This window comes from Pseudoalteromonas sp. TAE79 (assembly GCF_000498015.1).
Taxonomy (GTDB): domain Bacteria; phylum Pseudomonadota; class Gammaproteobacteria; order Enterobacterales; family Alteromonadaceae; genus Pseudoalteromonas.
This window is the reverse complement of sequence record NZ_AUTL01000173.1, coordinates 1-13,416: the sequence shown is the minus strand read 5'-3', so window position 1 is coordinate 13,416 and position 13,416 is coordinate 1. Positions and strand designations below refer to the sequence as shown.

At 40.7% G+C, this 13,416-nt stretch carries 14 protein-coding genes, 8 tRNA genes and 1 pseudogene; 9 read left to right on the top strand and 14 right to left on the bottom strand.

The window, feature by feature from the left end; all coding sequences use genetic code 11:
• Together L655_RS0113070 and L655_RS0113065 are read left to right on the top strand one after the other, a co-directional pair.
• Positions 1 to 312 (top strand): group II intron maturase-specific domain-containing protein (locus L655_RS0113070; protein WP_024605253.1); only part of this gene is annotated, 312 nt, incomplete at its 5' end.
• 204 nt (positions 313 to 516) lie between these two features.
• Complete coding sequence (locus L655_RS0113065) at positions 517 to 2,100, top strand: bifunctional diguanylate cyclase/phosphodiesterase (protein WP_024605252.1); 1,584 nt, start codon at positions 517 to 519, stop codon at positions 2,098 to 2,100.
• A 41-nt stretch (positions 2,101 to 2,141) separates the two neighbouring features.
• On the opposite strand, the gene L655_RS0113060 is transcribed toward L655_RS0113065, so the two are convergent.
• The 14 genes from L655_RS0113060 to lolB all read right to left on the bottom strand — a co-directional run bounded on the left by L655_RS0113060 (position 2,142) and on the right by lolB (position 8,427).
• Positions 2,142 to 2,216, bottom strand: a tRNA-Gln gene (locus L655_RS0113060).
• A gap of 40 nt (positions 2,217 to 2,256) precedes the next feature.
• Positions 2,257 to 2,341, bottom strand: a tRNA-Leu gene (locus L655_RS0113055).
• A gap of 71 nt (positions 2,342 to 2,412) precedes the next feature.
• Positions 2,413 to 2,487 (bottom strand) — tRNA-Gln (locus L655_RS0113050).
• A gap of 38 nt (positions 2,488 to 2,525) precedes the next feature.
• A tRNA-Leu gene (locus L655_RS0113045) sits at positions 2,526 to 2,610 on the bottom strand.
• Positions 2,611 to 2,700: 90 nt separating this feature from the next.
• Positions 2,701 to 2,777, bottom strand: a tRNA-Met gene (locus tag L655_RS0113040).
• A gap of 5 nt (positions 2,778 to 2,782) precedes the next feature.
• A tRNA-Gln gene (locus L655_RS0113035) sits at positions 2,783 to 2,857 on the bottom strand.
• 39 nt (positions 2,858 to 2,896) lie between these two features.
• Positions 2,897 to 2,981, bottom strand: a tRNA-Leu gene (locus L655_RS0113030).
• A gap of 47 nt (positions 2,982 to 3,028) precedes the next feature.
• Positions 3,029 to 3,105: transfer RNA gene (locus L655_RS0113025), tRNA-Met, on the bottom strand.
• Positions 3,106 to 3,437: 332 nt separating this feature from the next.
• Positions 3,438 to 4,529 carry a redox-regulated ATPase YchF gene (ychF, locus tag L655_RS0113020; protein ID WP_007583951.1) on the bottom strand — a complete coding sequence of 364 codons (1,092 nt, stop codon included), beginning with the start codon at positions 4,527 to 4,529 and terminating at the stop codon, positions 3,438 to 3,440.
• Between the two features lie 52 nt (positions 4,530 to 4,581).
• Positions 4,582 to 5,166: an aminoacyl-tRNA hydrolase gene (pth, locus tag L655_RS0113015; RefSeq protein ID WP_024605251.1), complete on the bottom strand. Its 585-nt coding sequence runs from the start codon at positions 5,164 to 5,166 to the stop codon at positions 4,582 to 4,584.
• A gap of 19 nt (positions 5,167 to 5,185) precedes the next feature.
• Positions 5,186 to 5,797 (bottom strand): 50S ribosomal protein L25/general stress protein Ctc, encoded by a 612-nt coding sequence (locus L655_RS0113010; protein ID WP_008171830.1) that lies wholly within the window; start codon positions 5,795 to 5,797, stop codon positions 5,186 to 5,188.
• A 149-nt stretch (positions 5,798 to 5,946) separates the two neighbouring features.
• Entirely contained in the window at positions 5,947 to 6,894 is a 948-nt protein-coding gene (locus L655_RS0113005) for a ribose-phosphate pyrophosphokinase (protein ID WP_007583957.1), read from the bottom strand.
• Positions 6,895 to 6,982: 88 nt separating this feature from the next.
• The gene (ispE, locus tag L655_RS0113000) at positions 6,983 to 7,837 is read right to left on the bottom strand and encodes a 4-(cytidine 5'-diphospho)-2-C-methyl-D-erythritol kinase (RefSeq protein ID WP_024605250.1); all 855 of its coding nucleotides are present in this window, start codon (positions 7,835 to 7,837) and stop codon (positions 6,983 to 6,985) included.
• Between the two features lie 2 nt (positions 7,838 to 7,839).
• Positions 7,840 to 8,427: a lipoprotein insertase outer membrane protein LolB gene (gene lolB, locus L655_RS0112995; RefSeq protein WP_024605249.1), complete on the bottom strand. Its 588-nt coding sequence runs from the start codon at positions 8,425 to 8,427 to the stop codon at positions 7,840 to 7,842.
• Between the two features lie 83 nt (positions 8,428 to 8,510).
• Between lolB and hemA the strand changes: the two genes are divergently transcribed.
• From hemA to L655_RS0112960, 7 genes and pseudogenes are all read left to right on the top strand, one after another.
• Positions 8,511 to 9,767, top strand: coding sequence for a glutamyl-tRNA reductase (hemA, locus tag L655_RS0112990; protein ID WP_024605248.1), 1,257 nt, complete (start codon positions 8,511 to 8,513; stop codon positions 9,765 to 9,767).
• Positions 9,768 to 9,774: 7 nt separating this feature from the next.
• Positions 9,775 to 10,860 carry a peptide chain release factor 1 gene (gene prfA, locus L655_RS0112985; RefSeq protein WP_024597763.1) on the top strand — a complete coding sequence of 362 codons (1,086 nt, stop codon included), beginning with the start codon at positions 9,775 to 9,777 and terminating at the stop codon, positions 10,858 to 10,860.
• A 2-nt stretch (positions 10,861 to 10,862) separates the two neighbouring features.
• A complete protein-coding gene (prmC, locus tag L655_RS0112980; protein WP_024605247.1) occupies positions 10,863 to 11,702 on the top strand; it encodes a peptide chain release factor N(5)-glutamine methyltransferase in 840 nt (279 codons plus the stop codon).
• A 54-nt stretch (positions 11,703 to 11,756) separates the two neighbouring features.
• A pseudogene (locus tag L655_RS0112975) lies at positions 11,757 to 11,957 on the top strand (metal-dependent phosphohydrolase); the annotation flags it as partial.
• A gap of 86 nt (positions 11,958 to 12,043) precedes the next feature.
• Positions 12,044 to 12,385, top strand: coding sequence for a hypothetical protein (locus L655_RS0112970; protein ID WP_024591408.1), 342 nt, complete (start codon positions 12,044 to 12,046; stop codon positions 12,383 to 12,385).
• 2 nt (positions 12,386 to 12,387) lie between these two features.
• Positions 12,388 to 12,732, top strand: coding sequence for an IS66 family insertion sequence element accessory protein TnpB (gene tnpB, locus L655_RS0112965; protein ID WP_158001052.1), 345 nt, complete (start codon positions 12,388 to 12,390; stop codon positions 12,730 to 12,732).
• A gap of 80 nt (positions 12,733 to 12,812) precedes the next feature.
• A partial coding sequence (locus L655_RS0112960) for an IS66 family transposase zinc-finger binding domain-containing protein (protein ID WP_024604010.1) occupies positions 12,813 to 13,416 on the top strand: 604 nt, incomplete at its 3' end.

The following is a 13,416-nucleotide window of genomic DNA, read 5'->3' as shown; positions in this document are numbered from 1 at the left end:
GTGCGCGGTTTTGTAAATTATTTTAGTATAGCCAATTGTAAGCGAGAGCTAAAAGCCTTGGCAGGTTGGATCAGACGAAGACTAAGGGCAATACAGCTGAGGTTGTGGAAGAAGCCATCAAGGCTACATCGACGACTAAAGCAGTTAGGGAAAAAGCCACCGTTTAAGTTCATAAAGATGAACTCGTGGCGTAACTCACTAAGCCCTTTATCTTGTGTATCGATGCCAAACCAATGGTTTGAGGAGCTTGGTTTATATCCAATAGAAAAAGTGAATACGGGATGGCTTGCTTTATCAGCGTTTAGGAAATAAGTTGATAAAATGTGAAGGGTACAGGAGCCGTATACGAGGTCCGTACGTACGGTTCTGTGAGAGGGATGAGGCATAAGCCTCACCCTACTCGATTATGCCTGTTTTTAAGTCAGCAAATAGTGACTCGGCTATATTGAACACGGTTTTAATTTAACTGGTGTTACATCACTAAATCGCAGTTCAATAACTTTAAAGAGCTTGTGTGTGGATAATTTTTTTACAGTAATAATTATTTTAGGTGCGCTACTGCTTGTTGCTAGCTTAAAAACAACCGTTAAAGTTTGTAAAAAAACATCGCAAAGAGCATGGAGTGTACTGCTATGCGCTATTATTTTTTTTATTATAGGGTATTGGTGGGTACTTTATTATTTTTCAAATCACGACATTGCACCCGTCGTTATGAATATGGTGGCTATGTTGTTGCTTGGCGGTGGTGGGTTTGTTTTTTTAGTTATTAAACTGAGCTTAAAAAGTATTCTTAAAATAGAGCAAGCAACGCAGTATCAAAAATATCAAACTGAGCACGATAACTTAACAACTCTACCTAACCGCGAAAAGTTTTTTAAATCTCTGAGTAAACAAGTTGAATATCCTTCCCCATTTTCACTATTTTATATCGACTTAAATAACTTTAAACAAATTAATGATGCGTTTGGGCATCAGTGTGGTGACCAACTCTTGGCTGCATTTGCCAATAAACTAAATAAAGAATTATGCGGCATTGCTAAGTTATATCGGATTGGAGGTGATGAGTTCGCATTTTTACTGCATACCGATACAGATGAAAGCATGAATTATTGTGTAAACATTATAAACTCAGCCGTCAAAAGTCCGTTTTGTACGAATGAGCAAATGGTTAAAATACAATTAAGTATAGGCGTAAGCCGTTTTCCTGATGATAGCCGATTGCCCGATCAGCTATTAAAAAAAGCTGACTTGGCACTGCATGAAGCTAAAAAAACATTTCAACCTTTGGTAAATTACTCCTCTGCAATAGGTAAACGAGCTGAGGACTTTTTTGATTTATCAGCCAAGATTAAAGTGGCATTACATAAAGATGAGTTTGAGCTTTATTTACAACCCATAATGGACTCTAAAGATCTGCAATTACATGGTCTAGAAGCCCTTATACGATGGCCGCAAGATGATGGTAGCTTTATTAGTCCTGAAAAGTTTATAACCGTAGCTGAGCGTACAGGGCTTATTTTTCCTTTATCGAAATGGGTTGTACAAGAAGCCGTTAATCACATTAGAAAACTAAAACTATTTGGCTTCACCGGTACCATACATGTCAACTTATCGACGAAAGATATTGAAAGCAGTGAGTTTTACGATTTTATAATTAGTTTACTCGCAACGGATCCTACATTAAGCGACTCGTTAATTTTTGAAATTACTGAAGGTGCAATGATGACAAATATACCGGCTGCTAGAAAAATGATGCAACAGTTGAGTATGCGCGGGTTTAAATTTAGTGTTGATGACTTTGGTACTGGCTTTTCGTCGCTGTCGTTATTAAGGGAGTTGCCCATAAACCAGATAAAAATAGATCAATCGTTTATCAAAGACATGCTCATTAATCCGCCTGATTACGCTATTGTAGAATCTACATTGTTTTTAGCGGGTCGATTAAATTGCGATGTAGTTGCTGAGGGAATAGAAACTAAAGAAGTAGAACAGGCGTTGTTGAATCTTAACTGTGATTATTTACAAGGGTATTTATATAGTAAACCAATAACAATAGATGAGTTTATAAGTGTTTATTTAAATGCAGAGAAGGTAAGTTGAAGTTAATGAGTTTTGAGAAGTTTTAGACAGGGGAGTCAAATTGGCTGGGATACCAGGATTTGAACCTGGGAATGCCAGGATCAAAACCTGGTGCCTTACCGCTTGGCGATATCCCAACTATAAATTTGATATTAATTTTAGTTCTTAATAAGAACATGGTGCGGAAGGAGAGACTTGAACTCTCACAACCTAAGTTACTGGAACCTAAATCCAGCGCGTCTACCAATTCCGCCACTCCCGCATCACTAATTTGCTAATTTAAACTCTAAGCTAGAGCAATTCTTTTATCCAACTTTCCTTGGTAGAAGAAGTTGGCTGGGATACCAGGATTTGAACCTGGGAATGCCAGGATCAAAACCTGGTGCCTTACCGCTTGGCGATATCCCAACAAAGAATTAATGATAATTTTATTTCTTATCAAGAAATGGTGCGGAAAGAGAGACTTGAACTCTCACAACCGAAGTTACTGGAACCTAAATCCAGCGCGTCTACCAATTCCGCCACTCCCGCATCGTTTGTACAATAAAGTACAGGTAGTTATTTTAAACTCTTCATTGAGCTGCAATTTAACTCTTGCAGAGCCATTTCTAAAAGAAGAAATGGTGGCTAAGACGGGATTTGAACCTGTGACCCCATCATTATGAGTGATGTGCTCTAACCAGCTGAGCTACTTAGCCATTGTTGGCTGGGATACCAGGATTTGAACCTGGGAATGCCAGGATCAAAACCTGGTGCCTTACCGCTTGGCGATATCCCAACAATAACAATTGATAGTTTTAATTCTTATCAAGAATTATGGTGCGGAAGGAGAGACTTGAACTCTCACATCCTAAGATACTGGAACCTAAATCCAGCGCGTCTACCAATTCCGCCACTCCCGCACACAAGGTAGTTATTTTAAACTCTTCATTGAGCAACAAAAAAATAATGGTGGCTAAGACGGGATTTGAACCTGTGACCCCATCATTATGAGTGATGTGCTCTAACCAGCTGAGCTACTTAGCCATCTTTTTTTGTTAGCACTTCATCGCTGAGTGCGGGGCGTATTATGCTGATATGACCCAAATTCGTCAACACCTTTTTTGCAAAAAAACACTTAACTGTGTTTGTTTGCAGGAAAATTAAGCTAACAGGCTAAAATTTAATAAAAATGCTGTTTTTTTAGCTGCCTTTAAGGCGCGGAATCTTAATTAACCCTGTACTTCTTTCATTAAACGATATTACAAAGATAGACTAGTTGAGGTTAATTATTATTTTTATAATGCTTAAATACAAAAAAGGCTCGTAAAAACGAGCCTTTAAAAATTATTACCAAGTTAAATTGGTTTAATTTGTACTTATACGTTGAACAAGAAGTTCATTACATCGCCATCTTTAACAATGTACTCTTTACCTTCTTGACGCATCTTACCTGCTTCTTTTGCGCCACTCTCACCTTTAAAGGCAACAAAGTCGTCAAAAGCAATAGTTTGCGCACGAATAAAGCCACGCTCGAAGTCGGTATGGATTTTACCCGCTGCTTGTGGTGCTGTTGCACCTACAGGGATTGTCCATGCGCGTACTTCTTTTACGCCAGCTGTGAAATAAGTTTGTAATTGTAGTAATTCATAACCACCACGAATAACAAGGTTAAGACCCGGCTCTTCTAAACCAAGATCAGCCATAAACTCAAGCTTGTCTTCGTCATCTAGTTCTGAAAGCTCAGATTCGATAGCGGCACATACAGGAACAACAATCGCATCTTCAGCTGCGGCAATAGCGCGTACGCGGTCAAGGTATGGGTTATTTTCAAAACCATCTTCAGCAACGTTTGCAATATACATTGTTGGTTTAATCGTTAAGAAGTTAATAGAGCTGATTGCTGCTTTTTCTTCTTTAGTTAGTGCTAGACCACGTAAAGTTAAGCCTTCGTCAAGATGCACTTTTACTTTTTCAAGTACAGCATTTTGCTCTTTAGCGTCTTTATCGCCACCTTTTGCTTTTTTTGAATTACGGAAAAGGGCTTTTTCAGCGCTATCCATATCAGCAAGTACTAACTCAGTGTTGATTACGTCAATATCGTCAGCAGGGTCAATAGTGCCTGCTACGTGGATGATGTTTTCATCTTCAAAACAGCGAACTACGTGGCCAATTGCATCGGTTTCACGAATGTTAGCTAAAAACTGGTTACCAAGGCCTTCACCTTTAGATGCGCCTTTTACTAAGCCAGCAATGTCTACAAATTCCATACTGGTGGTAAGAACTCGTTGAGGGTTTACTATTTTAGCAAGTTCGTCTAGACGAGGATCTGGCACAGGTACCACACCTGTATTAGGCTCAATGGTACAAAAAGGAAAGTTAGCGGCTTCAATACCCGCTTTAGTTAGTGCATTGAAAAGCGTTGATTTACCAACGTTAGGCAAGCCAACGATGCCACATTTAAAACCCATAGTAAGATACCTTGTTTAGATTCGTTTAAACGATGTGCTTGAACCCAAGTTATTAGGGTTTAAACGAATGTAGTCTGTTTTGTGCTTTTAACACACCATCTTTTGCAAGTATTTCCATACAACGAACTGCTTCATCAACAGCAGCATCCATCTTTTCTTGGTCTGCTTTGGCCGCTTTTCCAAGCACCCAACCAGTAACCATTTCACGATGTCCTGGATGGCCTACACCAATGCGCAAGCGCATAAAGTCTTTTTGATTTGCCATTTTTGCAATAATGTCTTTTAAACCATTATGACCGCCATGCCCGCCGCCTTTTTTTAACTTGGCAACGCCTGGGTCTAAATCCAATTCGTCATGGGCAACTAAAATGTCCTCGACAGGGATTTTGAAAAAATTAGCTAAACTACTGACCGCTTTACCACTTAAATTCATGTAAGTAGTGGGGATCAATAATTTGAATTCTTGGCCTTGAATGATCACTTTGCCTGTAAGGCCGTGATATTTAGGATCGTATTTTAGGGTGCAGTTGTAGCGTGCAGCGATTTGCTCGATGAACCAAGCACCTGCATTGTGGCGTGTGTTTGCGTATTCGGGGCCTGGATTAGCCAGGCCCACAAGCATTTGAATAGAATTCAAGGTTGCGAGACCTTAAAAATTATTCTGCTGCTGCAGCGTCGTCTTCAACTGGAGCTGCTTTGTTTGCTTTGATAGTCAGGATAGACTGATCATGGCCTTCGCCTTTACCTAAATCTACAGAGCTAACGCCTTTAGGGAAAGTAAGGTCAGAAATATGAACAGAATCGCCAACAACAAACTTAGAAACATCTACTTCAATGAATTCTGGAAGTGCTTTTGGAAGACACGTAATTTCAACTTCAGTTAACTGGTGAACAACAGTTGCGCCAGCTTTAGTTACAATATCTTCACCGATGAAGTGAAGAGGAACTTTAGTTTGAAATTTATGAGTAGCATCTACACGTTGGAAATCAAGGTGAGTAAGCTTAGGCTTGAATGGGTGACGTTGGATATCTTTTAAGATTACTTCAACAGCTTCGCCATCTACGTTAAGCGTAAGGATATGCGTGTAAAAACCTTCGTCTTCTTGTGCTTTGATCATATCTTTATGAGCAAAAGTAAGAGATAAAGCTTCTTTGTCAGCTCCGTAAAGGATTGCAGGAACTTTGTCTTCGCGACGTAGGCGGCGGCTCGCACCAGTACCAGTTTCTACGCGAAGTTCAGCGTTATATGTATAAGTTTTGTTAGACATGATGTCTCCAGTTATTAAAATGTGTAGGGCCTTTGCGACCAAGGTCCCTAGCCAAAAGGCGCGCTATCATACCACCACGCTCAGACAAAATAAACATCGCTTACAAAAAAAGCGCCAAAAGGCGCTTTTATACTCAGGAATGCTTAATTTTAGTGTTCAAACATCGCTGAGATAGATTCTTCGTTACTAATACGACGAATAGTCTCTGCTAACATGTCAGCAAGCGTAAGTACCTTAATTTTATCAAGGGCTTTAAGCTCGTCAGATAGCGGAATCGAGTCAGTTACAATTACTTCGTCAATCATCGAGTCACGTAAGTTTTCTGCTGCTTTACCTGAAAGAATAGGGTGCGTTGCGTATGCAAATACGCGCTTAGCGCCATGTTCTTTAAGTGCTTCTGCGGCTTTACATAACGTACCACCGGTATCAATCATATCATCTACGATAATACAATCTCGACCTTCCACGTCACCAATAATGTGCATTACTTGAGAAACGTTTGCTTGAGGGCGGCGTTTGTCAATGATTGCTAAATCGGTATCGTTTAGTAGTTTTGCAATTGCACGTGCGCGTACAACACCACCAATATCTGGAGATACAACAACGACGTCTTCAAAGTCGCGTTCTTTCATATCTTCAAGTAATACAGGGCTGCCAAATACGTTGTCTACTGGTACATCAAAGAAGCCTTGGATTTGTTCAGCGTGTAAATCAACCGTAAGAACACGGTCAACACCAACACTTGATAAGAAATCTGCAACAACTTTAGCGGTAATTGGAACACGAGCAGAACGTACACGACGGTCTTGGCGCGCATAACCAAAATAAGGAATGACGGCAGTAATACGACCTGCAGATGCACGACGTAGAGCATCAACCATAACGATAAGTTCCATCAGGTTATCGTTTGTAGGGGCACAGGTTGATTGCAAGATAAAAACGTCCGAGCCACGAACATTTTCATTTATTTGAACACTGATCTCACCGTCGCTAAAACGGCCAACAACAGCATCGCCTAATTCAATATATAAACGTTTTGCAACTTTTTGAGCTAACTCAGGTGTTGCGTTACCAGCGAAGAGCTTCATGTCAGGCACGGTAGGGTTCCTCAGGCACTGAATATTTGGACTAACGGGCAATGATAAATACCACTGCGGGTTAACTTATGATTACTTGTACGTTACTTCATTGATCGAATATGGCGGNCTCCGTATGAGCAGGTGAGACATTTGCGCTTGAAGCCACAAAACCCTGCCAAGTATGGGGGAGATTTTCAAGTACATCTTGTGCTTGAACTTGACTAGCAAATTCGACAAAACAACATGAACCTGTTCCGGTCATCTTCGACGGTGCGTATTTTAGCAACCACTGGAGGGTTTTTTCAACCTCGGGGCAAAGCTTTTTAACTAAAGGCTCACAATCGTTGGTTAAAGTATGGTGTTTCCAATCGCCTATTATTTTTGGTGTGTCGCGTTTTAAATCTGGATGTGTAAATATTTTTGCGGTACTTACATGTTGGTTAGGGTGTACAACGCAGTACCATTTTTGTTCAAGTGTTACGTGGTGTAGTTTTTCACCAATACCGTGCGCTATGGCGCTTTGACCTTGTATGAACACCGGAACATCTGCCCCTAACTTGAGCCCCAATTGTGCTAGTGTTTCTAAATTTAGTGTCAATTTCCATAACTTATTTAGGGCTAATAAAGTACTCGCTGCGTCAGATGAACCTCCTCCAACACCGCCCCCCATCGGCAAGCGCTTAATTAAATTTATTTTTACACCCAAAGAGGTTTTACAGTGTGTTTGTAATAATAAAGCCGCTTTATAGATGAGATTATCATTTAGAGGGATGTCTTTAGTATCACCACCGACAGAAATACTCCCATCTGTTGTTAACTCAAAATAAAGCTCATCACCAAAATTTAAAAAAGTAAATAAGGTTTCGAGTTCATGATAACCATCTTCTCGGCGAGCATTAATATGTAAAAATAAATTGAGTTTTGCCGGAGCAATCAGTGAAAAAGAGGTTTTGTTATTCATATTTATTTAAATTGCCAATCGTAGAGTTGAATTTTTATTTTTATTTGTTGATGCTTTAACGTTAGTTTGGTTGGTAACCAATAGCCTGCGTTTTGTATATAAGTGCCGTAATCTATTTGCCATTTTTTACCTGTGTTATCAAACCATAACACTTGCTTTGCACGGCCTAGCTCATCAACGACTAAGCTTTGATCGTCAATGGTGCCTTTAAGCCAATTGTCGGCGTTATCAACCGGGAGTGTAAAACCCGTTAAACGCTTTAAAAGCTCTGCAGCATTAGTATCAAAGTACTCATCGCCGTCAAACTCTAATTCAGCACCATTTGCTGTTTGTTTAAGCGACAAAATACGCGTACCAATAAAGGTAGTTAGTATTAAATTATTGGAATTTGCTGTTTGCTGCCAATTTAAGTTTGCAGATTGACGCTCTTGTGGACTAATAAACGCGAGTTTACCCTCGACCTGCCAAGTTTTTTGAGCAGCTAAACGTGGTTTCCAATCACCATAAAGTGTTGTTTTTGTATCAATTTGATGAGCACAGCCACCTAAAAACAAAAAAAACATGAATAAAATCAAATATTGTCGAATCAAATGTTGTTCCTTACTTTCCATATTCCGCTGATTTTTGGTAAAATTACCGCCTTTGAAGTAGGGCTCAGCAATATTTGGCAAATATGACCATAATAGCACTAGGTATAAATCACAAAACCGCATCCGTAGAATTACGTGAAAAAGTGGCTTTTTCGCCTGAGCAAATTTCAGAGGCGTTGCAACAATTAAGCGGCCATGCCGACTTTAATGAAGCGGTTATTGTATCTACCTGCAATCGAACCGAGATCTATTGTAGCCTCGCTCAGCAAAATTCCCAAACACTGTTGACTTGGCTTGCCAGTTTCCATGGTTTGGATGAACATGAACTGAGTAATAATATTTATTGTCACGAAGGTAATGACGCTATTAACCACTTAATGCGCGTAGCGTGTGGGTTGGATTCTTTGGTGTTAGGGGAACCGCAAATTTTAGGGCAAATAAAACAATCGTTTTTTAGCGCTAAAACCCACGATGCTGTAGGTGTTACTTTTGATAGATTGTTTCAAAAAACCTTTTCGGTGGCTAAACAAGTTAGAACCGAAACAAATATTGGCGCAAGTGCTGTATCGGTTGCATTTGCAGCTGTTAATTTAGCAAAACATATTTACGGCAAGCTTGATAAAACAAACGTTTTATTAATTGGTGCGGGTGAAACTATTGAACTGGTGGCCAAGCATTTATATCAAAATGAGCCACAAAACATTACCGTTGCGAACCGAACTATTGAGCGAGCTCGAAGCTTAGCTGACGAAGTGTCGGCGGATGTAATTGCTTTAGCGCAATTGCCAGAGCGTTTACATAAAGCCGATATAGTGATTAGTTCTACCGCCAGTACTTTGCCTATTATTGGTAAAGGGGTGGTTGAGCAAGCGCTTAAGCAGCGCCGTCACAAGCCCATGCTATTTATAGATATTGCGGTTCCGCGCGACATAGAAAGCCAAGTAGGTGAGCTAGATGCTGCCTATTTATATTCCGTTGATGACTTACAAACCATTGTAAGCGAGAATATGGCAGCGCGTGAGCAAGCTGCACAGCAAGCGCAAATAATTATTACTGAACGCACCAAAGAATTTGCAATGTGGATGCGCTCACTCGATTCGGTAGATTTAATCCGCCATTATCGAAATGATGTACAAACAATTAAGTCAGAACTTGTAGAGCGTGCTGTTAGTCAGCTTAATACAGGTAAAGATGCAGAAAAAATTATATTAGAGCTCGCCAATAAATTAACCAATCGCTTAATGCACGCGCCTACCCGTGCAATACAAGACGCAGCGAAAAAAGGTGAAGTGGCGCAGTTAAACCAGTTGAAAAAAATGTTAGGTATTGATCAGGAATAACCGTTAAATGAAAGAGTCTGTTTATAATAAATTAGAAACCTTAGTAGAGCGTTACGAAGAAGTACAAGCGCTGCTAAGCGACCCGTCGGTCATTAGTGATCAAAATCGTTTTCGTGGGCTTTCAAAAGAATATTCTGAGCTTGAAGAGATTGTAAAAACGTTTTTAACTTACAAAGAAACGCAAGATGATTTAGCCAGTGCAGAAGAAATGCTTAAAGATTCTGACCCTGAAATGCGTGAAATGGCGCAAGAAGAATATAAAGAAGCTAAAGCGCAAATTTTGGTAATTGAAGATCAAATTCAAGTATTAATGTTGCCAAAAGATCCACGAGATAATAACAACGTATTTGTTGAAGTACGTGCTGGAACAGGCGGGGATGAAGCGGCTATTTTTGCTGGCGACTTATTCCGTATGTACAGCCGCTATGCAGAAACTAAAAAATGGAAAGTAGAAGTTGTGAGCACCAATGAAGGTGAGCACGGTGGTTACAAAGAAGTTATTGCAAATATTAGTGGCGAAGGCGTTTACGGTCAATTAAAGTTTGAATCAGGTGTACACCGCGTACAACGTGTGCCAGAAACCGAGTCACAAGGGCGAGTTCATACCTCTGCATGTACTGTTGCGGTAATGGCGGAAGTACCAGAAGCCGAAGCAATACAAATTAACACAGCAGATTTAAAAGTTGATACATTTCGTGCATCGGGCGCAGGTGGTCAGCACGTTAATAAAACAGATTCTGCTATTCGACTTACACATATACCTACCGGTGTCGTGGTTGAGTGTCAGGATCAGCGTTCACAGCATAAAAACCGCGCTAAAGCGATGTCGGTACTTGCAGCACGCTTGCAACAAGCTGAAGATGAGAAACGCCATGCGGCAGAAGCATCTGAGCGTCGTGATTTAGTAGGTAGTGGCGACCGGTCTGAGCGTATCCGTACTTATAATTACCCACAAGGTCGTATTACCGATCACCGTATCAACTTAACACTTTATCGTTTAAATGAAGTGGTAGCGGGTGATTTAGGCTGTGTTATTGACCCATTAATGCAAGAGCATCAAGCTGACTTATTAGCGGCTATGGGCGACGAGTAGTCGTGAGCCAAACTCTTGAACAAGCTATTGCTGCAGGCGCTAATTTATTAGTACCTAGCAGCGAAAGTGCTAAATTAGATGCACAAGTTTTACTTTTACATATTCTTCAAAAACCTCACAGTTACCTTTTCACTTGGCCAGAACATGCGCTTAGTGATGAGCAACAATCGCAGTTTAATGTATTTATCCAAAGACGTTTAAAAGGTGAGCCCGTAGCCCATATAACTGGGCTGCGTGAATTTTGGAGCTTATCGCTTGAAGTTAACGCAACGACCCTAATACCTCGACCAGATACTGAAACATTAGTCGAGCAAGCACTTGAAATAGCGCTACCCGCTACAGCAAAGGTGCTTGATTTAGGCACAGGTACTGGTGCAATAGCGTTGGCACTGGGTAGTGAAATGCCTAGTTGGCAAATTACTGCAGTAGATAGAGTAAGCGATGCAGTTGCACTTGCTACACGTAACCAGCAGCGATTAGCGATTAATAATGTACATGTTAAACAGAGTAACTGGTTTAGTGAGTTGCATGGCGAAAAATTCAATTTAATTGTCACTAACCCTCCTTATATAGAAAGTAGCGATATACATTTAAATCAGGGTGATGTGCGCTTTGAGCCTCTATCGGCATTAGTGGCTGATGATTGCGGAATGTCTGATATTAAACAAATAATTACACAATCACGTGACTATTTGTCATCTAATGGCTATCTTTTAATAGAACACGGTTTTGAGCAAGGTGAAGCTGTTCGTCATTTTTTTGAAAAAATGGCGTTTGTTAATATTAAAACAGTGAAAGACCTTGGTAACAATGACCGTGTAACACTTGCACTGTGGCCCTAGAGAATAATAATTGCCTACTAGTGCGTTAAATAATGCCATGAAGGAATTTCGACTATGATGGGTGGTTTTTTATTTTCAGATGAACCAGAAGAAACAATCGATGAGATTGAACACGGTACCTGGAAAGTATTAATCGTTGATGATGAACCTGAAGTTCATGCTGTTACAAAGCTAGCGTTGAGTGATTTTGAGTTTCAAAATAAACGCTTAGAGTTTATTAGTGCCTACTCAGGTGCTGAAGCGAAAGAGCTCATAAAAGGTAAGCGTCTAGCGAACCACACCTAGCATCGATGTTCTGATTATCTAAAAATACCTGCTCAATGATAAATTCGGAGCAGGTGATGAAAACTTACAGAACAAGCGCACAGTGGCAGCAGCTTTTGCTGCAACGCAGTACGTTTAGTGGTACTAATATTGAATTCTGCCAACACCATAATGTCGCTATTACGACTTATTATAAACAACGTGCTTTACTGGCAAAAGACCAGCCTAATTCCACCTTGCCAGTGCACACGCAGTGCCTTACATCATCACGTTTTGTCCAGGTAAAACAAACTACTGAAGTCTGCGCGCAAACTCGTCAAAATACGCTGCAGTTTGATACGCTAACCGGCCAACTCACGTTTCCTATCGATTTAGCGACGGCCGATATCGTTGCCATTATTAAAGGGCTAACGGTATGAGGATGTTCGTTGATGTACCCACCGTCTATTTATGTGCCGATGCCGTTGATTTTCGAAAATCAATTAATGGTCTGGCGGCGTTGGTGGAAGCAGAGCTTGAACTACCCGTGCTCAGTGGTGCGCTATTTGTGTTTTGTAATAAAGGCCGTGACAAACTCAAACTGCTTTACTGGGATAACACCGGTTTTGCACTGTGGTATAAGCGATTAGATAAGCATAAGTTCAAATGGCCCAAACTCATGTCACCCACCATGACCTTAAGCGAGCAGCAATTACACTGGTTATTATCGGGTTATGATGTGATTGGACACAGTAAAATTGATGTCGCAGGTAAGAAAATGCTTTAATATTTGCGATCGATTGATGATCATCAAAGTGAGTTCAGTTAGCACTGCAAAGCCTTTGATGATGCCTTAAAATAGGCGTCATGAAAAATGAACTCGCCCTTAAACAGCGCATTGCTGAACTTGAAAAACTGTTAGCGCAGAAGGATGCCCAGATTGCGGCATTGGAAGAGCGCTGGAGCTTGGCCCAACAAAAACAATTCGGCAAAAGTGCTGAAGGCTTTGCCGGGCAAGGCGAGTTATTCAATGAAGTGGAAGAAATTGTTGAGGAAGTTGAGGCAGAGCAACAATCCATTAGCTATACCCGTAAAAAGCCGGTGCGTAAGGCACTGCCAAAAGACTTACCTCGTGAGCAGGTTATTCACGACATCATCGACAAAACCTGTGATTGCTGTGGCGGTGAGCTACATAAAATGGGTGAAGATAAGTCAGAAAAGCTTGAGTTCATACCCGCTAAAATCAAAGTGATTGAGCATATTAGGCCTAAATACGCCTGCCGTCACTGTGATAAATCCTCAACTCAGACACAGATTAAACAAGCCTCAATGCCTGCCATGCCCATCAACAAAGGCATTGCAACCAGCAGTTTGCTCAGTCAGCTTATCACCAGTAAATACCAATACGGGTTACCGCTGTATCGCCAGGAAGCGATGTTTAAGCAATACGGTATTGAACTCAGTCGACAGA